Source organism: Bacillus sp. FSL K6-1366, from assembly GCF_037976695.1.
GTDB classification, from domain to species: domain Bacteria; phylum Bacillota; class Bacilli; order Bacillales; family Bacillaceae; genus Bacillus; species Bacillus subtilis.
In genome coordinates this window covers 3,273,039-3,294,989 of sequence record NZ_CP150268.1, presented here as the reverse complement: position 1 = coordinate 3,294,989, position 21,951 = coordinate 3,273,039, and the positions used below count along the sequence as shown (strand labels likewise).

General features: G+C 45.6%; 22 protein-coding genes and 1 pseudogene. 12 read left to right on the top strand and 11 right to left on the bottom strand.

Annotated elements, in window-relative coordinates:
• Nucleotides 1–13: 13 nt before the first annotated feature.
• The 4 genes from MHI44_RS17225 to MHI44_RS17210 all read right to left on the bottom strand — a co-directional run bounded on the left by MHI44_RS17225 (nucleotide 14) and on the right by MHI44_RS17210 (nucleotide 3,429).
• A complete protein-coding gene (locus tag MHI44_RS17225; protein WP_015252419.1) occupies nucleotides 14–541 on the bottom strand; it encodes a MarR family transcriptional regulator in 528 nt (175 codons plus the stop codon).
• A 76-nt stretch (nucleotides 542–617) separates the two neighbouring features.
• A complete protein-coding gene (locus MHI44_RS17220) occupies nucleotides 618–2,117 on the bottom strand; it encodes a monooxygenase (RefSeq protein ID WP_339202479.1) in 1,500 nt (499 codons plus the stop codon).
• Nucleotides 2,118–2,297: 180 nt separating this feature from the next.
• Nucleotides 2,298–2,804, bottom strand: coding sequence for a signal peptidase I (lepB, locus tag MHI44_RS17215; RefSeq protein ID WP_003233128.1), 507 nt, complete (start codon nucleotides 2,802–2,804; stop codon nucleotides 2,298–2,300).
• 1 nt (nucleotide 2,805) lies between these two features.
• Complete coding sequence (locus MHI44_RS17210; RefSeq protein WP_010886465.1) at nucleotides 2,806–3,429, bottom strand: VTT domain-containing protein; 624 nt, start codon at nucleotides 3,427–3,429, stop codon at nucleotides 2,806–2,808.
• 151 nt (nucleotides 3,430–3,580) lie between these two features.
• On the opposite strand from MHI44_RS17210, the gene MHI44_RS17205 reads away from it, so the two are divergent.
• From MHI44_RS17205 to MHI44_RS17195, 3 genes are all read left to right on the top strand, one after another.
• Nucleotides 3,581–3,952 carry a hypothetical protein gene (locus tag MHI44_RS17205; RefSeq protein ID WP_014476361.1) on the top strand — a complete coding sequence of 124 codons (372 nt, stop codon included), beginning with the start codon at nucleotides 3,581–3,583 and terminating at the stop codon, nucleotides 3,950–3,952.
• Between the two features lie 198 nt (nucleotides 3,953–4,150).
• Complete coding sequence (locus MHI44_RS17200; protein ID WP_003224377.1) at nucleotides 4,151–4,351, top strand: DUF3311 domain-containing protein; 201 nt, start codon at nucleotides 4,151–4,153, stop codon at nucleotides 4,349–4,351.
• On the top strand, nucleotides 4,348–5,817 hold the full coding sequence (locus MHI44_RS17195) for a sodium:solute symporter (RefSeq protein WP_015252422.1): 1,470 nt from the start codon (nucleotides 4,348–4,350) through the stop codon (nucleotides 5,815–5,817). Before MHI44_RS17200 ends, MHI44_RS17195 begins: the two co-directional genes overlap by 4 nt.
• A 43-nt stretch (nucleotides 5,818–5,860) precedes the next feature.
• On the opposite strand, the gene MHI44_RS17190 is transcribed toward MHI44_RS17195, so the two are convergent.
• The gene (locus MHI44_RS17190; RefSeq protein ID WP_003224373.1) at nucleotides 5,861–6,130 is read right to left on the bottom strand and encodes an excalibur calcium-binding domain-containing protein; all 270 of its coding nucleotides are present in this window, start codon (nucleotides 6,128–6,130) and stop codon (nucleotides 5,861–5,863) included.
• Nucleotides 6,131–6,347: 217 nt separating this feature from the next.
• Between MHI44_RS17190 and MHI44_RS17185 the strand changes: the two genes are divergently transcribed.
• A complete protein-coding gene (locus tag MHI44_RS17185; protein WP_339202478.1) occupies nucleotides 6,348–7,247 on the top strand; it encodes an SDR family oxidoreductase in 900 nt (299 codons plus the stop codon).
• A 44-nt stretch (nucleotides 7,248–7,291) separates the two neighbouring features.
• Here MHI44_RS17185 and comK read toward each other — a convergent pair whose 3' ends face one another.
• Nucleotides 7,292–7,870 carry a competence transcription factor ComK gene (gene comK, locus MHI44_RS17180; RefSeq protein WP_003245329.1) on the bottom strand — a complete coding sequence of 193 codons (579 nt, stop codon included), beginning with the start codon at nucleotides 7,868–7,870 and terminating at the stop codon, nucleotides 7,292–7,294.
• 292 nt (nucleotides 7,871–8,162) lie between these two features.
• Between comK and MHI44_RS17175 the strand changes: the two genes are divergently transcribed.
• A complete protein-coding gene (locus MHI44_RS17175) occupies nucleotides 8,163–8,396 on the top strand; it encodes an IDEAL domain-containing protein (protein ID WP_003233142.1) in 234 nt (77 codons plus the stop codon).
• A gap of 27 nt (nucleotides 8,397–8,423) precedes the next feature.
• Here MHI44_RS17175 and MHI44_RS17170 read toward each other — a convergent pair whose 3' ends face one another.
• Nucleotides 8,424–9,281: an SDR family oxidoreductase gene (locus MHI44_RS17170; RefSeq protein WP_003245662.1), complete on the bottom strand. Its 858-nt coding sequence runs from the start codon at nucleotides 9,279–9,281 to the stop codon at nucleotides 8,424–8,426.
• A gap of 111 nt (nucleotides 9,282–9,392) precedes the next feature.
• Here MHI44_RS17170 and MHI44_RS17165 point away from each other — a divergent pair, with 111 nt between their 5' ends.
• The 6 genes from MHI44_RS17165 (at nucleotide 9,393) to phoE (ending at nucleotide 16,242) form a co-directional block, all read left to right on the top strand.
• Entirely contained in the window at nucleotides 9,393–10,922 is a 1,530-nt protein-coding gene (locus tag MHI44_RS17165; protein WP_015252423.1) for an FAD-dependent oxidoreductase, read from the top strand.
• A 138-nt stretch (nucleotides 10,923–11,060) separates the two neighbouring features.
• Complete coding sequence (gene hemAT, locus MHI44_RS17160; RefSeq protein ID WP_015252424.1) at nucleotides 11,061–12,359, top strand: heme-based aerotactic transducer HemAT; 1,299 nt, start codon at nucleotides 11,061–11,063, stop codon at nucleotides 12,357–12,359.
• A 134-nt stretch (nucleotides 12,360–12,493) separates the two neighbouring features.
• Nucleotides 12,494–13,054 (top strand): biotin transporter BioY, encoded by a 561-nt coding sequence (locus MHI44_RS17155; protein ID WP_019712351.1) that lies wholly within the window; start codon nucleotides 12,494–12,496, stop codon nucleotides 13,052–13,054.
• A 6-nt stretch (nucleotides 13,055–13,060) separates the two neighbouring features.
• A complete protein-coding gene (locus MHI44_RS17150) occupies nucleotides 13,061–14,500 on the top strand; it encodes an acyl-CoA synthetase (protein ID WP_339202477.1) in 1,440 nt (479 codons plus the stop codon).
• Nucleotides 14,497–15,591, top strand: a complete 1,095-nt coding sequence (locus MHI44_RS17145) for an acetyl-CoA C-acyltransferase (RefSeq protein ID WP_339202476.1) — start codon at nucleotides 14,497–14,499, stop codon at nucleotides 15,589–15,591. The genes MHI44_RS17150 and MHI44_RS17145 overlap by 4 nt, the downstream gene beginning before the upstream one ends.
• Before the next feature lie 69 nt (nucleotides 15,592–15,660).
• A complete protein-coding gene (phoE, locus tag MHI44_RS17140; protein ID WP_339202475.1) occupies nucleotides 15,661–16,242 on the top strand; it encodes a phosphatase PhoE in 582 nt (193 codons plus the stop codon).
• A 31-nt stretch (nucleotides 16,243–16,273) separates the two neighbouring features.
• Here phoE and MHI44_RS17135 read toward each other — a convergent pair whose 3' ends face one another.
• The 3 genes and pseudogenes from MHI44_RS17135 to MHI44_RS17125 all read right to left on the bottom strand — a co-directional run bounded on the left by MHI44_RS17135 (nucleotide 16,274) and on the right by MHI44_RS17125 (nucleotide 18,965).
• Complete coding sequence (locus MHI44_RS17135; RefSeq protein WP_003233159.1) at nucleotides 16,274–17,245, bottom strand: ABC transporter substrate-binding protein; 972 nt, start codon at nucleotides 17,243–17,245, stop codon at nucleotides 16,274–16,276.
• A gap of 216 nt (nucleotides 17,246–17,461) precedes the next feature.
• Nucleotides 17,462–18,454, bottom strand: coding sequence for an acryloyl-CoA reductase (locus tag MHI44_RS17130; protein WP_339202474.1), 993 nt, complete (start codon nucleotides 18,452–18,454; stop codon nucleotides 17,462–17,464).
• 71 nt (nucleotides 18,455–18,525) lie between these two features.
• Nucleotides 18,526–18,965: pseudogene (locus MHI44_RS17125) on the bottom strand (GNAT family N-acetyltransferase).
• A gap of 434 nt (nucleotides 18,966–19,399) precedes the next feature.
• On the opposite strand from MHI44_RS17125, the gene aprE reads away from it, so the two are divergent.
• Nucleotides 19,400–20,545 (top strand): subtilisin AprE, encoded by a 1,146-nt coding sequence (gene aprE, locus MHI44_RS17120; protein ID WP_015715621.1) that lies wholly within the window; start codon nucleotides 19,400–19,402, stop codon nucleotides 20,543–20,545.
• A gap of 38 nt (nucleotides 20,546–20,583) precedes the next feature.
• Here aprE and MHI44_RS17115 read toward each other — a convergent pair whose 3' ends face one another.
• On the bottom strand, nucleotides 20,584–21,864 hold the full coding sequence (locus MHI44_RS17115) for a M48 family metallopeptidase (protein WP_003233175.1): 1,281 nt from the start codon (nucleotides 21,862–21,864) through the stop codon (nucleotides 20,584–20,586).
• Between the last annotated feature and the right edge of the window lie 87 nt (nucleotides 21,865–21,951).

The window sequence follows — 21,951 nt, the reverse complement described above, 5'->3', positions numbered from 1 at the left end:
AGTGCGTGTTTTTTTATTTAAAAATGCTAGGAAGCCCCTCTTCAATTTCTTCTGACGACGGGTACCATTTTGTCACCAGATCCCGAAACAGCCGTTCCGCAAAAAGAATCTCTTCCTCGGTATAGCGGTCAAAAAATGACAGAAAACGCTGTTCAGCCTTCTGATGATAATATTTGTGCAAACTGTGCAGCTTTTTTCCAGCAGGCGTCAATCGGAAGTAGACCTCCTTTTTATTATCGCTGAGCTGTGTTCTGTGAAGGAAGCCTGCGCCGAGCAATTTTGTACTGATGCGTGATACAGTCGCTTTTGTCGTATTCATTTTTTCTGCTATCGACGTGACATTAATTGGTTCATTGTCCCCGACACAAGATAGAACATGAATTTCTGTCATCGTCAATTGAGATTTACTCCCGTGCTCTACATCCAGCTTCCTCAATTCGTCAGATAAAAAGGCTTTAATAAGCCCCTCCCATTTCTCCTGCTGATGAATGAGCTCCGCATACAATTCAAAAAGATTGCGTTTTGTATGATCTGTGTTCATCGGGTTTTCCATCCTTTTTCATTCGATTGTTTCTTCTATCATACCGTTTTGTTACAGATGAAACAATCGAATTGAATTATACTCGGCTGGTGACGGAAAACCAGCGGCTGATTCCTTTTTGAATCACCTCGGTACAATCGGGCGCTGAGGCATCCACCGCCCAGGCTACATGTCCATCGGGACGAATCAATATGGTATGCACATCCCGCAACTTTTCATTCGGTTCTGCAAGCGAGGCGGTTACCGTACGTAAGCCTTTCACTTCGATATGATCATCAGCTTCCTGCCTCAATGACAGCAAAACGAATGTCCCGTTTTGGAGAAAGCTGTACAGCCGTTCCGAATTGCCGTCGGAAAGAATCAGCTTCATGTCAGGGAGCCTTGCCCCGTTCAAACGATTCGGCGGCATGGTACGATCAGCTTCATATCTGACATCGAGCGCAGAAATTTGCCCCGCTACATATCGATTCACATCAGGGAAGGCCAGCAGCTCCGACATCATGCTTCGCAAATGGAGGCCTGCTTGAGTGAAATCGATCAGCTTTGTCTGTGCCTCCGTGTTTCTCAGGAGACCTTCAGCTGCCGGGTGCCGCTCGTCATGGTAGCTGTCCAAAAGCCATGAAGGCGCAGAGCCTTTGATGGCCGCCGCCAGCTTCCACCCAAGGTTCATCGCATCCTGAAGGCCGACATTCAGTCCTTGCCCGCCCGCCGGAAAATGAATATGCGCGGCATCACCCGCAAGAAAGATTCTGCCGTCCCGATACCGTTTCGCTTGGCGCGCGGCGTTCCCGAACCGCGACATCCACGAAGGGTCGCTTAAACCAAAGTCAGTTCCGCAAATTCGCAGGAGGTCAGCTTTCAGCTCTTCCTCAGTCATAGGCACATCTTTCGGTGTTTGCGTGCGATAAGGGCTGATCACAACGACACGATATCGGTCTGAAGATAACGGAACAATCATAACACCGCCCTCTTTTGTGCAAAGGGACAGCACGCCTGACGCCGGCGGAGAAAGGAGCGCCACATCCCCAAGCGCAGCGGTGACAGTGCTGTCTGTTCCCGGAAACTCAATTTTCGCCTGTTTCCGGACGGTACTCCCGGCGCCATCTGCCCCAACGGCAAACTTGCTTGTGATCGTCCGTACACTGCCGTCCCGATCCTTAAAAATTGTTTGGACCGCTTCCCCGTTTTGCGTAACCGCCAGCGCCTCGGCACCCCGAAACACCTCTGTTCCCAGGCTTCGTGCATGATCTTCAAGAAGCTTTTCTGTTTTGGACTGCGGGAGCAAAAGCGTGTAAGGACAGCTCGTATCCAAGCCTGAAAAATCCAGACGGGTATCCAGCATTGAAAAATGTCCGGTAGGTATCTTGCTTCCCTTGGATACGAACCGCTCTAAAATCCCTCTCATCTCAAGAAGCTCCAGCGTTCGGGGGTGCAGCGTCAACGCCTTGGAATGCGGAACAGGTTTTTCAAGCCGTTCAATCACACATGTTCCCACTCCGGCCATTGCAAGCTCAGAAGCCAGCATAAATCCAACCGGCCCTCCTCCTATAATCACTGCTTCATATTTCATCATCATTCACCACTCCTTTTGTTTCATGAAAAACGAACAAAAACCAATAAAAACGGCCCTCCAGTCAAAAAAATATATAAATTTTGTTACACAGGTAACAATTTTGATTATAGCTCCTTACAAATTTTTCTTCAACACATTTTTCCAAACGGCATACAAAAAGACGCCTCTTCAATTAGCGTCTTTTTATTCGGCATCAGAAATCACACCGACAATATTTTTTTCTCTTATCGGACCAAAATGCCGGCTGTCGAAGCTGTATATGCGATTATCTCCAACGACAAAATATTTTCCTTTCGGCACCTTGCTTGTTCCCGTCACATCTTTCAAAGAAAAATCACCCGTTACATGGCTGCCGGCAGAAACAGATTTCAAATGCTTCAAAAATGGCTCAGCAACCTGCTTTCCGTTCACATACAGCTGATCATCTTTATATTTGATCGTTTCACCGGGCAAGCCGATTACCCGTTTAATCAGCACTTTATGATCAGGGCCTTTAAAAAGGACGATGTCAAAACGATGGATGGTTTTAAATCGATGCGAAAATTTATTGACCAACAATTCGTTTCCTTCCTGGAAGGTCGGGTTCATACTGACGCCTTCTACCTTGTAATCAATAAAGACAGCATTTTTAACCTGAATGGCGAGAACAACGGACACTACACCGGCAAGAAACCAAAACCGTTTTTTCATGTTACTGTCTCCCTCCATCATGCTCACGCTGACTGGCTCTTACATGCAGATACCGCTCCACCTTTTTGCCGACATACCATAAGACAGTGATCACCAATACGGCGATGACCGTTCGAATCGGCTGTGTAATCAGCGCGTGCAGATCATATCCGATGAAGCTGATCATAAAAATCATGACAAGCTTCCCCGAGGCTGCCGCCAAAATAAACGGCCGCGTTCCGATCCTTGACAAACCGGCAACAACATTCACCGCGGCTGACGGTGTAAATGGAAAACAAAGCAGAAGAAACATGGGACCGAAGCCGTGTCTTTCCACCCATAACATCAGCTTTCTGACAGACGGATGACTGCGGATAAATCCAAGCAATTTTCTCTGTCCGTATTGACGGACAATCAAAAAGACGAGAATGGAACCAGCAGTTGATCCCGCCCAGGACAGGATGAATCCTTCCCACAAGCCAAACGAGTTCGTATTCGCCACCACAAACACGATCAGCGGCAAAAACGGGAGAAATGCTTCAATTAAAGGCAGCAGCACAGCAATGAGCGGACCGAAAGCCCTATAGCTTTGAAATAATTCAGTTAAATGTTCTTGTGTCAAATAGGATAAAAAATGCTCCAACATTTATACTCCTTACCGGGTTTGTCTATCCTTATTCTACACATTATCAGCAGAAAACTAAAAAGTTTTGGTGATTTTTTCTGTCTTGAAACATTTCACCAGCCGATATAGAATACAAATAGAACAAACGTTCCCTTAGAAAGAAGGAGTCAACATGCCAAATCTGCAGGAGGAAATATACGATTTAATTGAACGGGCTCTCTTTTTGCCCATGGCCATTACGATTTTTAACCGTGATCTCGCCGGAATTGAAGAAAGCACATTAAAATTGAAGCATCCTTATAAACAGCTTATCAGCGAATCATTAAAAATAGCACAAAAGGATTTGATGGAGGTCAGAAAAGAACTGAGGAAAAGAAAAATTGCAATCCGCGAGACGGAACGCGATGAAGCCTTTACGCTCTATACATTTGTCATCGACGGTTATGAAGAAAACCATCGCTATTTTAATCCGCGAATCCGTGAGCAGGTCAGCGAATTATTAACATACTATCTATTTGCCCCGGACAGACTCCGAGCCTTTTGAATCATACTGCCCGTTCCCTCTTCGGGCGATTCAGAGCATTAATTTCAGACAATTCACACTATACAAACAAAATAAATTTATTTATAATTCGAACCACAGCCTTTCACCCTAAAAAGTGACATGTTCTGCCATATCTGCGACATCATTTTCATTACGCTTAGGCTTGTACACCCCAATCCTAAATAGAAGGAGGATTCTATGAAACTGATTCACGTTCTTGCCGCTTTGCCCTTTATCGGAATCTTACTCGGCATCCCTTTTGCAAATAAGGTGACCCCCTATGTGTTCGGCATGCCGTTTATTCTTGCCTATATTGTGATGTGGGCTCTTTTGACCTCTGCGCTGATGGCGATTGTGTATGTCCTCGACAAGGAAAATAAAAAGGAGGAAGCAGAATGAATGCAGCTCTCATCATCATCTTCGGTGTCCTGCTCTTGAGTATTTTTCTCGGTATACGCGCCCAAAAAGGAAAAGACATGAACCTGGAGCAGTGGACGGTCGGAGGGCGCGGCTTCGGAACTGTTTTCGTCTTCCTTTTGATGGCAGGCGAAATTTATACTACTTTTACGTTTCTCGGCGGCAGCGGCTGGGCCTACGGAAAAGGCGGTCCAGCCTTTTATATCATCGCCTACGGATGTCTGGCCTACATCCTTTCTTACTGGCTTCTTCCAGCAGTTTGGACGTACGCGAAACAGCATAAACTGATGTCGCAGTCTGATTTTTTCACAAAAAAATACAACAGTCCGCTGCTTGGCATTCTCGTTTCACTGGTCGGCATCGCCGCACTCATTCCCTATCTTGTACTGCAGCTGAAAGGCCTCGGGCTGATTGTATCGGAAACCTCGTACGGCAAAATCACCCCGACCGCTGCCATCTGGATCGGCGCTGTTTCCATCACGGTTTATGTTATGGTTTCAGGCATTCACGGGTCTGCCTGGATATCGGTTGTGAAGGACATCATGATTCTGGTTGTCGTTCTGTTTTTAGGTGTGTATTTGCCAATTCATTACTACGGCGGATTTCAAGACATGTTTCAGCAGATTGAAACGGCAAAGCCTGGCTTTCTTACGCTACCCGAATCGGGACAAAGTGTAGCCTGGTTCAGTTCAACCGTACTCTTGACAGCGCTCGGGTTTTACATGTGGCCTCACACGTTTTCCGCCTCGTATTCAGCCGAAAACCCAAAAGTCTTTCGTAAAAACGCCATCATCATGCCTTTGTACCAGCTGGTCCTGCTCTTCGTCCTTTTCGTTGGCTTTGCGGCTATCCTGCAAGTTCCAGATCTGAATGGCGCAGACGGGGATTTGTCGCTTTTGAGACTGTCTCTGCAAGCATTTGACCCTTGGTTTGTCGGAATTATCGGTGCTGCCGGACTGCTGACAGCACTTGTGCCAGGGTCTATGATCTTAATGTCCGCCTCCACATTGTTTGCAAAAAATGTGTACAAGGTAATCGCGCCCCGCACGACAGAACAACAGGTATCGGCGCTTGCTAAGTTTTTAGTGCCGGTGATTGCGCTGATTTCGGTGTATTTTACCTTCAAAGGCGGGAATACCATCGTTACGCTGCTTTTGATGGGCTACAGCCTTGTCACACAGCTATTCCCCGCCCTTTTGTTCAGCCTGTTCAAGCATAATATGGTGACAAAGCAAGGAGCCTTCGCCGGCATTATTGCAGGTGTCGGAGCAGTTACTTATATTACAATGACGGAAACGACGATCGGCACTTTATTTCCGGCTCTGCCGCAAGCCGCAAAAGACTTGAATGTAGGAATCGTCGCCCTGCTTTTGAATATCACGGTCATGATGGCAGTCAGCCTTATGACAAGGAAGGCGAAAAGCGCTGCGGCCGATCAGGCGGCTTAAGCAATAGAAAAAGCAATCTGGACACCAGATTGCTTTTTCTTATTTACCGTTCACAGGCGATAAGATCTTTATCGCGGTCTTTCTTTTTATTGGCATCATAAAGGTCCTTAGAGACGTAAGGCTTGTACTTTGTTTTTCCGCCTTTGTTTTTCGCCTTCGAAGTGCGGGCCACTCCGCCTTTGTATACTTTGTTTAGCTCCTTGCAGTTCTTATAGACCTTCACCTTTGTTTTGGCTTCCGCCACATGGTCAGCTCCGTATGAAAAACCGAAAACGAGACCGAGTGACAGCAAAACCGCCGCCGCTTTTTTCATGACGATTCACTCCCCCAATACCCAATATTTAGTTGATTTATAGCTCGAATTTATCATAATTCATATAGTCTTATTTGACAAGATAAATATGGAAGAAGGCTTTGTTTTTTCTTGTTTTCTTTGGTCCTTCAGTGTTCAAACTGCCAAAACATGTTTTTCTGCTTATGCTCAGGGGTACACATACGAATGTACACCAAACAGAAAAGGAGCGTTGCTGATGTCTGATTCAAATCTTACGAATCCTATAAAAGCATTTTTTCATGATGAATTTCCCGAACAATATCAAGAATCGCCAGGACTGCAAAAGAACATGAAGCCTGTCCCTGATTGCGGAGAAAAAAGCTACAAAGGATCAGGTAAACTAACGGGTCGAAAAGCGCTTGTCACGGGCGGCGATTCCGGTATCGGCCGCGCTGCCGCGATTGCTTACGCCAGAGAAGGTGCCGATGTGGCCATTAACTACTTGCCCGAGGAACAGCCAGATGCTGAAGAGGTAAAAGAGCTGATTGAAGCAGAAGGCCGAAAAGCAGTGCTGATCCCCGGAGATTTGAGCGACGAATCCTTTTGCCAAGATCTAGTCAAACAGTCGCATCACGAACTCGGCGGACTTGATGTTCTAGCGCTCGTTGCAGGCAAACAGCAAGCGGTCGAAAACATCGAAGATCTGCCTACTGAACAAATCTATAAAACATTTGAAGTGAACGTCTTTTCCCTTTACTGGGTTGTAAAAGCGGCGCTTCCGTATTTGCCGGAGGGAGCTTCAATTATCACAACTACCTCAGTTGAAGGCTATAATCCAAGCCCGATGCTGTTAGATTACGCAGCAACGAAAAACGCCATTATCGGCTTTACCGTCGGACTGGGAAAACAGCTTGCTTCCAAAGGCATCAGAGTAAATTCAGTTGCGCCCGGACCAATTTGGACACCGCTGCAAATTTCCGGCGGACAGCCGACGGAAAACATCCCGAAATTCGGACAAGGCACGCCGCCAGCTCCATTAAATCGTGCTGGGCAGCCAGTGGAATTGGCCGATGTTTATGTATTTCTAGCTTCAGAGAATTCAAGCTATGTGACATCTCAGGTATATGGAATCACCGGAGGAATTCCGACGGCATAGGTTTATGAAAGGAGCTGCCCGGTGGGTCAGCTCCTTTCTATTTTCTAATACCGCTCCCCGAGCTCACGCAAAATAAAATCATAAATCATCTTCGTCCGCTCTTCCTTCGGGTACAGCATAAATTCCTGCCTTTTCGGCACGCGGTGGTCGATTCTGTCTTGGAATTTGGTTCTAAGCCACGCTGTTCGATATACCTGGTTCTCGAACGAATTATAAGAGATCGGCAGCTCCATCGTTTTCCCATTCGAAAACGTCACTTCCGTATCGTCGAATTCAGTCGCTTTGAATTCTTTTACATGCACATGGGAAATCCAGCCGCATTGGGGTCTTGTCGAAGAAAGTGTAGGGAATAAAAAGATTTGGTTCGAAGGGTCCACCATGATTGGCGGCTTGTGTGAAATTTTTGTCACTTCATAAGTTCCTGCTTTTCTTCCCGCATAGCTTGATCCAAAAAATCGGCAGCTTCTGTCGACAATTTGCAGCGGCTTCATGTTGACATAAAACACGCAATCTTTTTCAATAATTTTGGAACAGATTTTGCCGTCTATTTCTTCTGGCAGCACGGCAATTGTTGCGCCGTTCACTTCATACGATTCTAAAGGTGCGTCTGTTTTCTGACTCATATTATGGCCTCCATCCTTTTTCTGCAAAATTTATACTAATAATCTATCATCTGTTTTTATAAAACGACAGGTTTTTTTAACATTTAAGATAAAATCATCTTTTAATGATATTTAATGGTATTAAATGACTAGTAATAAATCGATTTTACTTTCATAAGACTTGCCGGTTTACGGCATTTTGCAGGATATGTCGATAGATTGCCAAGTATTAGTTGTCTAAAAATTATAAAAATTTATTGATTTTTTCGACCGTTATCCATATACTATAAAAAAGGCATTGGGGGGATTCTTTATGAAAGAGAAAAAATCGTACACTGAGCTCATGAAGTCCCGCAACACGCAAAAAACAAAAGAATTCGATGTCACAATGACGGATATCTACATTCAAATGGTGCTCGATGAATCCTTGTATAACCGTCGGCTTGCCATGCTGACGGACCAAATTAACAAAGCCTTGGACGAAAAAGATAAAGATGCGTTTCTTACGCTCTCTAAAGAATATGCAGCGCTCAAGCAGAGCGAATAAGCCAATCCTTCAAGGATTGGCTTTTTATTATCCGTTCACAATGGTTCCGCCATTGACGTGAATCGTCTGTCCTGTGACGTATGTGGAATCGTCGCTGGCAAGGTATAGATAGCTTGGCGCCACTTCGACCGGCTGTCCCGGGCGTTCCATCGGCACGTCTGAACCAAACACTTCCACGTCTTTTGCGGCAAAGCTGGCCGGGATAAGCGGTGTCCAAATGGGACCCGGTGCCACTGCATTGACCCGTATGCCCTGCTGAACAAGCGACTGGGAAAGGGACCTTGTAAACGTAACGATCGCGCCTTTTGTCGCTGAATAATCGATCAGCGTTTTATTGCCTTTATAGGCGGTAATTGAAGCGGTATTAATAATAGAGCTCCCTTTTTTTAAATGAGGCAGCACTGCCTTTGTTAAGTAAAACATGGAAAAAATGTTTGTTTGGAAGGTTCTGATCAGCTGGTGGCTGGTGATTTTTTCAATGCTGGGCTGGACATGCTGCTCAGCTGCATTGTTAACCAATATATCAATGGATGGAAACACTTGGCTTGCCTGCCCGACCACATCATTGCAAAACGCTTCATCCCCGACATCTCCTGCAATCAGCAGGCATTTTACCCCTTCCTTTTCTACATACTGCTTTGTTTCCTCGGCGTCCTGATGTTCATTCAAATACACAATGACCACATTAGCCCCTTCTTTTGCGAATAACACCGAGACAGCGCGTCCAATCCCGCTGTCTCCTCCAGTAATAATAGCGGTTTTGCCCTCTAATTTTTTCGCTTTCTTCGGCTTATCAAAAACCGGACGCGGGTCCATCAGATATTCAAAACCAGGCTGCTGGTTCTGGTGCTGAGGCGGTAATGTTTTCTTTTTTTGATTCGCCAATGAAATCACTCCTTTTCAACCTTATTATGTTATGAACAATGCCTGCTTCCTATGTATGAAAAGATAGAATATGGAAAAATTAAGAATAAATCTGATTGGAGGTATAACGGCTTGGCTAATCAACATTTTGCAAAGGAAGCACCTGAAACATACTGGAAAACATCAACTGACCTGCCTTCTTTTCCTGCGCTTCAAGAGGACACTGAATGTGACGTCACCATTATCGGAGGCGGGATTACGGGAATCACAACGGCATATGAACTTACGAAGAGAGGCTTCCGTGTCGTTTTGATTGAAGCAAATCAGGTTCTTAACGGAACCACTGCGCATACAACTGCTAAAGTTACCGCACAGCATGACATGATATACGACGAATTTATCCGCCATTTCGGATTAAACCATGCGAGGCTTTATTATGAAGCAAACCAAAACGCAATTGATTACATAAAAGGCATTGTGGATGAACATCAAATTGATTGTGAATGGATCGAGCAAGACGCATATCTTTATACGGCAAATGAAAACGCTGTTCAAAAAATCCGCACCGAGCATGAGGCATACACAAAGCTCGGAATTGAAAGAGACCTTATCAAGGATCTTCCAATTCCCTTAGGTTCTAAGCTGGCGCTTGTCATGAAGAATCAAGCTCAATTTCATCCGCTTCAATACTTAAAAGCGCTTCTGGAGCAAATTGTTCAAAAAGGCGGCCGAATTTATGAAGAGACCGTTGCGCTTGATATCAAAAAAGGCGAAAGGCCCGAAGTGGTAACAAAAAGCCGGCACGCCATTAAGAGCCGCTTTATCATATGCTGTTCCCACTTCCCTTTTTATGACGGAGGCGGATTATATGCTGCGAGAATGTACTCCGACAGATCTTATGTCCTTGCCATCAAGCCGAAGATCGAGTATCCCGAGGGCATGTATTTGAGTATCGATCAGCCGTCAGTGGCGCTCCGCTATACGGTTGTAAACGGTGAAAAGCTGATTCTCTTCAGCGGAGTAAGCCATAAAACAGGCCAGGGAAAAGCCATGTCTACACATTATGAAACACTGAGACAACTGGCCGAAAGCACAATCGGCATCGAAAGCATTCCATATTATTGGTCCACACAAGATCTAGTGACGATCGACAAAATCCCGTTTATCGGGCCGATGTCGGAAAATGAGGACAATATTCTAGTAGCGACCGGGTTCAAAAAATGGGGCATGACGTCCTCAGCAGTCGCAGCCACTCTATTGTCAGACCTTGTGGAGAAAAAAGACAATCCATACGAAAGCATTTTCACTCCGTCCCGTTTCCATCTGAATCCCGGGTTGCAGAAAGTGATTTCCTACAATGCCGATGTCGCCAAGCATTTGATTAAAGGAAAGCTTGAAAAGCCTGATGTCCAATTTGAAGACATTTCGCCAGGAGAAGGGAAAGCCGTCACCATAAACGGCAGGCGAGCGGGAGCATTTCGGGATGAGACAGGCTGCCTCCATCTCGTTGATACGACTTGTACCCATTTAGGCTGCGAGGTCGAGTGGAACGACAGTGAGCATACGTGGGATTGTCCGTGCCACGGATCACGCTTTAAGCCATCTGGCGAAGTTGTAGAGGGTCCGGCCATTAAACCATTAAAACAAATAGATCTCGATTAAACCGTTCATTTTAATGAACGGTTTTTCAAATATTTTTCATCTGCAGCTTCATTCATGTTTCCCTTGGCCGATAAAAAAGAAAAAGGCTTAAAAAGCCAAAAAGTAAAAATTATATTTTTCCCAAGGGGGATCATTGTATTGTTATTTAAAAAAGACAGAAAACAAGAAACAGCTTACTTTTCAGATTCAAACGGACAGCAAAAAAACCGCATTCAGCTCACAAACAAACATGCAGATGTCAAAAAACAGCTCAAAATGGTCAGGTTGGGAGATGCTGAGCTTTACGTGTTAGAGCAGCTTCAGCCACTCATTCAAGAAAATATCGTAAATATCGTTGATGCGTTTTATAAAAACCTTGACCATGAAAGCTCATTGATGGATATCATTAATGATCACAGCTCAGTTGACCGCTTAAAACAAACGTTAAAACGGCATATTCAGGAAATGTTTGCAGGCGTTATCGATGATGAATTTATTGAAAAGCGTAACCGAATCGCCTCCATCCATTTAAGAATCGGCCTTTTGCCAAAATGGTATATGGGTGCGTTTCAAGAGCTTCTTTTGTCAATGATTGACATTTATGAAGCATCCATTACAAATCAGCAAGAACTGCTAAAAGCCATTAAAGCAACAACAAAAATCTTGAACTTAGAACAGCAGCTTGTCCTTGAAGCATTTCAAAGCGAGTACAACCAAACCCGTGATGAACAAGAAGAAAAGAAAAACCTTCTTCATCAGAAAATTCAAGAAACCTCTGGATCGATTGCCAATCTGTTTTCAGAAACAAGCAGATCAGTTCAAGAGCTTGTGGACAAATCTGAGGGCATTTCTCAAGCATCCAAAGCCGGCACTGTAACATCCAGCACTGTTGAAGAAAAGTCGATCGGCGGAAAAAAAGAGCTAGAAGTCCAGCAAAAACAGATGAACAAAATTGACACAAGCCTTATCCAAATCGAAAAAGAAATGGTCAAGCTGGATGAAATCGCGCAGCAAATTGAAAAAATCTTCGGCATCGTCACAGGCATAGCTGAACAAACAAACCTTCTCTCGCTCAATGCATCTATTGAATCCGCCCGCGCCGGAGAACACGGCAAAGGCTTTGCTGTCGTGGCAAATGAAGTGCGGAAGCTTTCTGAGGATACGAAAAAAACCGTCTCTACTGTTTCTGAGCTTGTGAACAATACGAATACACAAATCAACATTGTATCCAAGCATATCAAAGACGTGAATGAGCTAGTCAGCGAAAGTAAAGAAAAAATGACGCAAATTAACCGCTTATTCGATGAAATCGTCCACAGCATGAAAATCAGCAAAGAGCAATCAGGCAAAATCGACGTCGATCTGCAAGCCTTTCTTGGAGGGCTTCAGGAAGTCAGCCGTGCCGTTTCCCATGTGGCCGCTTCCGTTGATTCGCTTGTCATCCTGACAGAAGAATAACCATCAAAAACCGGTCTGCCATACGGCCGGTTTTTTTGCGTTCATTATGTAAACTTAAATTAAAAATCAGTTGACATAATAATTACCTGCATTTATTGTATAACCATATTTGATTACTGTTTGGAGGATTTCACATGCTGAAATTAATCGACATGATGCATATTGCTATTTTCACCGCACTGATGGCAGTGCTCGGCTTTATGCCCCCTCTCTTCTTATCCTTTACACCCGTTCCGATTACATTGCAAACGCTTGGTGTCATGTTGGCAGGCAGCATCCTCAGGCCAAAGTCTGCTTTCTTAAGCCAGCTTGTCTTTTTGCTGCTCGTCGCCTTCGGAGCGCCGCTGTTGCCCGGCGGACGAGGCGGTTTTGGTGTGTTTTTCGGACCGAGCGCAGGCTTTTTGATTGCTTATCCCCTCGCTTCATGGCTGATCAGTTTAGCCGCTAACAGGCTGCGGAAGGTGACAGTATCGCGTCTCTTTTTCACTCATATCGTATTCGGCATCATCTTTATTTATCTGCTTGGTATACCGGTACAAGCTTTTATCATGCATATTGATTTGTCACAGGCCGCCTTCATGAGCCTTGCATATGTGCCTGGTGATTTGATAAAAGCGGCTGTATCTGCATTTCTGGCGATAAAAATCACTCAAGCCTTGTCTCTTTCTGATACGATGTTTACAAAAGGAGGATGACACTACATGACAATTACCCATACCTATTCATCTACCGCCGAAACATCGCCCGGCCGTGTAGCGATCCAGACTGAATCGGAGCAAATCACGTACCAGGATTGGGATCGGCTTGTCTCTCAAACCGCAAATTGGCTGCGGTCACAGCCGAGCATGCCGAATCGTGTGGCGATCCTGCTCCCAAATAGTCTGGCGTTTTTACAGCTGTTTGCCGGAGCCGCAGCGGCTGGATGTACGGCAATTCCCATCGACACACGCTGGAGCGCGGCAGAATGTAAGGAGCGGCTGTCCATAAGCAATGCGGATCTTGTGGTTACTTTAGCCTTTTTTAAAAACAAACTGACAGATAGCCAGACACCTGTTGTTTTGCTGGATAACTGTATGGCAGATATTTCTGAGGCAGCCGCTGATCCCTTGCCTACCATTGATCCGGAGCACCCTTTTTATATGGGATTTACGTCGGGCTCGACAGGAAAACCGAAGGCCTTTACGCGATCTCACCGCTCATGGATAGAGAGCTTTACCTGTACAGAAACAGATTTTTCAATTTCATCAAATGACACGGTATTGATTCCCGGGACGTTAATGTCCTCTCACTTCTTATACGGGGCAGTCAGCACTTTGTTTCTCGGAGGAACCGTTTGTTTGCTGAAAAAGTTTTCTCCTGCCAAAGCGAAGGAATGGCTGTGCCGTGAATCCATCAGTGTTCTCTATACCGTACCGACGATGACAGACGCCCTCACAAGGATTGAGGGTTTTCCCGACAGTCCCGTCAAAATCATTTCATCCGGCGCAGACTGGCCGGCAGAATCCAAGGAGAAGCTTGCCGCTGCATGGCCTCATCTCAAGCTGTACGATTTTTACGGCACATCAGAGCTTAGTTTTGTGACGTTTTCTTCACCGGAAGACAGCAAACGGAAACCGCATTCAGCGGGCCGCCCTTTTCATAATGTCCGGATCGAAATCCGCAACGCTGAAGGAGAACGCTGTCAGCCAGGCGAAGTCGGAAAAATATTTGTCAACAGCCCGATGCGGTTTTCCGGCTATGTGAACGGCAGCACACCAGATGAATGGATGACAGTGGATGATATGGGCTATGTTGATGAAGAGGGCTTTCTATACATATCAGGAAGAGAAAACGGGATGATCGTGTACGGAGGATTAAATATTTTCCCAGAAGAAATTGAACGTGTGCTTCTCGCCTGCCCAGAGGTTGAAAGCGCGGCTGTCGTTGGCATTCCCGACGAGTATTGGGGAGAAATCGCTGTAGCTGTCATTCATGGAAACGCTAATGCCAGAACACTGAAAGCCTTGTGTAAACAGAAATTAGCCTCCTATAAAATTCCGAAAAAATGGGTGTTTGCAGACAGCTTGCCGGAAACGAGCAGCGGAAAAATTGCCCGTTCCAGCGTGAAAAAATGGCTGGAAGAGAGTATACAGTATAAATGAATGCGGTTATTGTTGATGCAAAACGAACGATCTTTGGAAATCAAAACGGACTGCTGAAGCCCTTCCTGCCGGAGGATTTGTCAGCTCCCATCATCCGCTGTCTCAGCCGAAAGCTAGAGGATCAAATTGACGAGGTCATTCTCGGAAACGCTACCGGCAGAGGCGGCAACCTCGCCAGACTGTCAGCCCTTCAAGCCGGACTGCCTTTATCGGTTCCCGGAATGACAATTGACAGACAGTGCGGCTCCGGCCTTGAAGCTGTGCGCTATGCCTGCAGCCTTATTCAAGCGGGAGCCGGCACGATGTATATCGCGGGCGGCTCAGAAAGCAGCAGCCAATCCCCTTTTTCAGAACGGGCCCACTTTTCTCCAGATGCCATCGGCGATCCAGACATGGGCATTGCGGCAGAATATACGGCTGCACGCTATTCCATCAGCAGAAGCATGCAGGATGAGTACGCCCTTCTCAGCCATCAACGCAGCAGGAACGCGCATGATGGAGGATTTTACCGTGAAGAAATTGTTGCTCTTGGGGAATTGGAGATGGACGAAGCATTTTTGAAAACGCGGCCGATAGAAGCGATTATTCCCCGTGCAAAGCCGGTTTTCGACACCAGCTCCGGAACAGTCACAGCAGCCAACAGCAGCGGCATAGCAGACGGAGCAGCCGCTCTTTTGGTAATGGAAGAAGAAAAAGCGGCAGCCCTCGGACTTAAGCCTGTGCTTCGGTTTATCGGCAGCGCTGTCAGCGGCATTCACCCCAACTATCCGCCCGCGGCACCGGTTGATGCGATCCGTAACCTCTTACATACACACGATGTAACACCTGAGGATATCGGTTTATTTGAAATCAATGAAGCCTTTGCCGTCAAAATTTGTGTCTGCTCGCAAGAACTCGGCATTCCCTTTTCAAAAATCAATGTGCGCGGCGGCGCATTAGCTCTTGGCCATCCATACGGTGCATCAGGTGCAGCTCTGGTAACCAGATTGTTTTATGAAGCGAAAAGACGGACAGACTGTCAATATGCTGTTGCAGCCATCGGAAGCGGCGGCGGAATCGGGCTGGCGTTATTATTTGAAGTTCTTGCATAGGCTTTTTCATAGGATGCACGCTTTCGATTTAGTATAATAGTGATATGATAAAGTCAGGAAGGGGATTTTATGACAGCCGTTTGTTTAGTAAGACATGGAGAAACCGATTGGAACCTGCAGCAAAAATGCCAAGGCAAAACCGATATTCCGCTAAACGCAACAGGTGAACGCCAAGCCAGAGAGACCGGAGAATATGTAAAGGACTTTTCTTGGGATATTATTGTGACGAGCCCGCTGAAAAGAGCGAAAAGAACCGCGGAAATTATTAATGAATATCTGCATCTTCCGATAGTCGAGATGGATGATTTTAAGGAACGCGATTACGGCGACGCGGAGGGCATGCCGCTGGAGGAACGGACAAAGCGCTATCCAGATAACACCTATCCGAATATGGAAACGTTAGAAGAACTCACTGACAGGCTGATGGGCGGTTTGGCAAAAGTGAACCAGGCGTATCCAAACAAGAAGGTGCTGATCGTGGCGCACGGTGCGGCAATTCACGCCCTGCTGACGGAAATATCCGGCGGTGACCCAGAGCTTCAAAGCACCCGTCTCGTCAACGCCTGCCTCAGCAACATTGAATTTGCAGAAGAAAAATGGCGGATAAAAGACTATAATATTAACAGCCACTTATCCGGCTTTATCAAATAAGAAAAAGACAGGCGTTTGCCTGTCTTTTCTTTTATTTCTTAGCAGCCGGCATCTCTTTTTGAAGCTCGTCCAAAATGGCATTCGCCCCGTCTACACTGCGGCGCAGAGACCACACCGCACGATCCACGTGGTATACATGCCCGTTTTTCACTGCCTTCAGTTTTTTCCAAAGGACATTCTTTTCGATCGGGCGTTTACCGTCGGCGTCGAGGTCATCTGTTTTTCCTGTCATCAGGATGATCACATCCGGATCTGTTTTCAGCAGCTGCTCCAGTGTCATTTTCATATTCACAGAGTCGCCGCCATTGCTTGAATCGCTATTGCCTGACGTACTGATTGCATATCGATAGCCGACCTGTGTTAAAAGTCTCGATGTAAAGAAGTTTTCATCCCTGGCCATAATCGTATCATTTGTATTTCCGATCAAAAGCACGGACTGGCTGTTCGCGCTGATTTTCTGCTTTGTCTCGCTAAGCTTTTCTTCATGCGCCGTCAGCTTTTTCTCCATTTCCTTCTCCTTGCCGACTGCTTTTGCAATCGTAAGCGAAGCGTCAATTGTATCCTGATAATCAGCATTTAAATTATTAAGCGCAATCGTCGGCGCTATTTTTTTCAGCTGATCGTACACCTTCTTATGCCGGGTCGTGTCAGCAATAATTAAATCGGGTTTTAATGAAGCAATCTTTTCCATGCTTGGCTGTGAGCGAGTGCCGACAGATGTGTAGCCGTCAATTTTCTTCAGCACATCCTTGTTGATCAGCTGCTTCGCTTTGTTGTCATCGGCAACCCCGACAGGCGTAATGCCGAGATCAAGCAGTGTATCAATAAAACCTAGCTCAAGAACAACAACCCGCTTCGGATGCTCAGGCACATTTGTCTTCCCTAAATCATGTGTTACCGCCACTTTATGTTCTTTACTGTTTTGATTGCCGCTTGAAGACGAGCAAGCAGCCGTTAAGACAGAAAGAAGTAAAACTGTAAGAATAATCAGTGTTTTTTTCATATGTTCCAGTCTCTCCTGTTGGTAGTTTCTATGGTTAAGATGTCCAAGAGTAGTATAACACGGAATGAGAATCATTATCACCAATTATTTTTAAAATGAGAAGAGAAAGTTCGGCTTACAGGAAAATCTTGTTTCGCGACACAGCAGTTCAGCAGCTGATCATCCTGTCCACAAAAAAGCTTGCAGAAAAATAACATTCTCTGCAAGCTGATCCTGTTAAAGCTTCACAATCACTCTTCCTTGAATGCGATTTTGCAAAATATCTTTTAACGCACCCGGCGTTTCTTCCAATGATACTTCCCTGTCCACGATGGTCAGCAGCTGATCAGGCTTGAGATCAGAAGACATGCGCTCCCAAACAGCGGCTCTGACGTCCATCGGACAATATACTGAATCGATTCCGAGCAGGCTTACTCCGCGAAGAATAAAAGGATACACGGTTGCCGGAACTTCTCCTCCGCCGGTTAAGCCGCTCACTGCGACAGATCCGCCGTATTGAATTTTGCTTAAAAGCGAGGCAAGCTGTTTTCCGCCGACTGGATCAACCGCTCCCTGCCATTGCTGCTTGGACAGCGCCTTAAGCGTTCCGTCATAGACATCTTCCCTGCTGATTACTTCGCTTGCACCAAGCTGTTTCAAATAATCAGCCGCCTCCCGGTTTCCGGTACTTGCCACCACATCATAACCCCGCTTGTTCAGCATCGATACCGCAATTCCGCCGACACCGCCGGTTGCTCCTGTGACTAGCACGCTGCCTTTTTCCGGAGACAGACCGTTCTGTTCAAGCCGATGCACTGATAACGCCGCAGTAAATCCCGCCGTTCCGTACACCATCGCTTCTTTTAACGAAAGATTCTGTGGCAAAGGCACCAGCCAGTCACCAGGCACCGAAGCGTATTCACTTAATCCGCCATCACGGGAGACACCGAGCTCATAGCTTGTCGCGATCACCTCATCCCCCTCCGCAAAATGCGGATCATTGGAAGAGACGACCGTACCCGCAGCATCAATGCCTAAAATAAGCGGATACTCTCTGACGATATTGCCTCCTGCTTTTCCGGCCAGACCATCTTTGTAATTAATGCCGGAATAAGCAACTTTAATCAGGACACCATCCTTCGGCAAATCCTCTGTTGATATGGTTTTCACATGGACTGAAACATCATCGGCATTTTTTTCTGCCTGCAAGGCTTGAAATAACGTTGACATTCGGCACACTCCTTTTCATTTATATCGTAACCGAAGAACGTTCAAAAAACCAAATCATCAAGCCGCCATTTTCACTTCGCCGGCACATTGAGACAATAATGGACAAATCCGGTATCCTCTTCATAGCCGTTTTGCTCATACAAGCTTCTTGCCTTCCGGTTGTGGTGCTCAGTCTGAAGCGTGCCCCGTTTTCCCCTGCATAATCCTTTGCGGCAGAAAGCAGCCGGCCGCCGGCTCCCTTTGTACGCGCATGAGGAACGACAAATAAGTCATTTAATATGTAGATCCTTTTCATTGACACAGAAGAAAACGTTGGATAGAGCTGGGTAAAACCTATGAATTCTCCATTTTCTTCTGCTATCAAAATAACAGACTCGTGATTTTCCAAACGAGCTTTCAAAAAAGCCTCTGCCCCTTGCAAATCGGATGCCTGTCTATAAAATTCCCGATATTGGTTAAACAACGGCGCAATGTCGGCCGCATCTGATGTCTTTGCTTGGCGAATGTTCATCTTATTTCTTCCTCTCTCTCAATAATTTTTTCATTCTATCCCTTTTCTGTAAAGTTTATTTTTCAGAATACTTTTATCATCATGCTTTGAAAAAATATCACGATAATATCCATTGTTCTCACGGAAGCACACGCAGGTCATTTGAACGAATTTTTTCGACAGAAATTTGCCGGGACTCAGGAGCATTTAACCTAAAAAAGCATGACATTTCAGCATAATGAACATTTACTCATGTCTATTTTCGTTCTTTTCTGTATGAAAATAGTTATTTCGAGTCTCTACGGAAATAGCGAGAGATGATATACCTAAATAGAGATAAAATCATCTCAAAAAAATGGGTCTACTAAAATATTATTCCATCTATTACAATAAATTCACAGAATAGTCTTTTAAGTAAGTCTACTCTGAATTTTTTTAAAAGGAGAGGGTAAAGAGTGAGAAGCAAAAAATTGTGGATCAGCTTGTTGTTTGCGTTAACGTTAATCTTTACGATGGCGTTCAGCAACATGTCTGCGCAGGCTGCCGGAAAAAGCAGTACAGAAAAGAAATACATTGTCGGATTTAAACAGACAATGAGTGCCATGAGTTCCGCCAAGAAAAAGGATGTTATTTCTGAAAAAGGCGGAAAGGTTCAAAAGCAATTTAAGTATGTTAACGCGGCCGCAGCAACATTGGATGAAAAAGCTGTAAAAGAATTGAAAAAAGATCCGAGCGTTGCATATGTGGAAGAAGATCATATTGCACATGAATATGCGCAATCTGTTCCTTATGGCATTTCTCAAATTAAAGCGCCGGCTCTTCACTCTCAAGGCTACACAGGCTCTAACGTAAAAGTAGCTGTTATCGACAGCGGAATTGACTCTTCTCATCCTGACTTAAACGTCAGAGGCGGAGCAAGCTTCGTACCCTCTGAAACAAACCCATACCAGGACGGCAGTTCTCACGGTACGCATGTAGCCGGTACGATTGCCGCTCTTAATAACTCAATCGGTGTTCTGGGCGTAGCGCCAAGCGCATCATTATATGCAGTAAAAGTGCTTGATTCAACAGGAAGCGGCCAATATAGCTGGATTATTAACGGCATTGAATGGGCCATTTCCAACAATATGGATGTTATTAACATGAGCCTTGGCGGACCTTCTGGTTCTACAGCGCTGAAAACAGTCGTTGATAAAGCCGTTTCCAGCGGTATCGTCGTTGCTGCCGCTGCCGGAAACGAAGGTTCGTCCGGAAGCTCAAGCACAGTCGGCTACCCTGCAAAATATCCTTCTACTATTGCGGTAGGTGCGGTAAACAGCAGCAACCAAAGAGCTTCATTCTCAAGCGCAGGTTCTGAGCTTGATGTGATGGCTCCTGGCGTATCCATCCAAAGCACACTTCCTGGAGGCACTTACGGTGCTTACAACGGCACGTCCATGGCGACTCCTCACGTTGCCGGAGCAGCAGCGCTAATTCTTTCTAAGCACCCGACTTGGACAAACGCGCAAGTCCGTGATCGTTTAGAAAGCACTGCAACATATCTTGGAAACTCTTTCTACTATGGAAAAGGGTTAATCAACGTACAAGCAGCTGCACAATAATAGTAAAAAGAAGCAGGTTCCTCCATACCTGCTTCTTTTTATTTGTCAGCATCCTGATGTTCCGGCGCATTCTCTTCTTTCTCCGCATGTTGAATCCGTTCCATGATCGAAGGATGGCTGCCTCTGAAAATCTTCACAAGCACCGGAGGATCAACCTGGCTCAGCCCCGTCACGGCCAAATCCTGAAACGTTTTAACAGCGGCTTCTCTGTTCTCTGTCAACTCGATCCCATACTGGTCAGCCTTATTCTCCTGATAACGCGAGACAGCATTAGAAAAAGGCGTCACCGCAAAGCTCAAAACAGAAAACAAAAGCAATAACAGCGGAAGTGCCGCAAGATCATGCCGTCCTTCTAAATGAAACATGCTGCGGGTTAGGCGAACCGTCCGCTTGTAAAGCTTATCAATGACATAAAATCCGGCGAGCGACACGAGCAAATAACCAGCCAGACCGATGTAAACGTGCTTCATGACATAATGGCCCATTTCATGGCCCATAATAAACAGGATTTCTGAATCGTCAAGTTTGTTCAGCGTCGTATCCCACAATACAATCCGTTTATTGGCCCCAATTCCTGTAACATAGGCATTCAGCGCATTTGTTTTTTCTGACATGTTCACTTCATATACATGGTCAGCCGGAATATTGGCTTCATCTGCCAGCTCTAAAATTTTGCTTTCAAGCTCTTTGTTTTTCAGCGGATAAAAATCATTGTATAAAGGATCGATAATGACCGGCTGAATAAAAAACAGAAACAGCGAAAACGGCACTGTTAACAGCCAGGCGTATAACCACCATTTTTTTTCATGCCTTTTGATCAGCCAATAAAAAACGAGAACGCAAAGCGTAAAGATTGGAAAGCTGATCCAAAAGCTGATAACCTGATCCTTAGCCCAGCTGGCCGTTGTCTGTGTGGAAATGTTATAGTCAAGCGATACTTGATAGCCTATCCAATCTAAAGGCAGCGTCACCAATGTTGTAATCAGCGAAAGCACAAACACAAAACCAACGGTCTGCAAAAACCGAAAAGGCACGGCCGCTTCGATCCATTTCTTGATTTTCTTTGAAACACCGCTGACAAGCAGAACAAAAAACAGAAACCAATCAAGTGGTACCCCGATAAAAAATAAAAAATTCTTGACATTCGAATACTGCTCGGCCACTGCCAACTCAGACGGCTTCATGAAAGAAGCCGGATCAGCCTGCGTCCCTTTCACGGCTTCCGGTATTGCGGAATCACCCGACAGGAAAAAATACCAATAAAAAAACAGCCCGTACAGCACGTAAGCAAGTCCTGCTGCCGCAATCCACTTGCGCATAACGCCTCACTCCTCACATCAACCCGTTACTTCTATTGTAATCATAAATTCAAATTCTTAGAACCAAGCTGTGTTCCGCACTTTTCC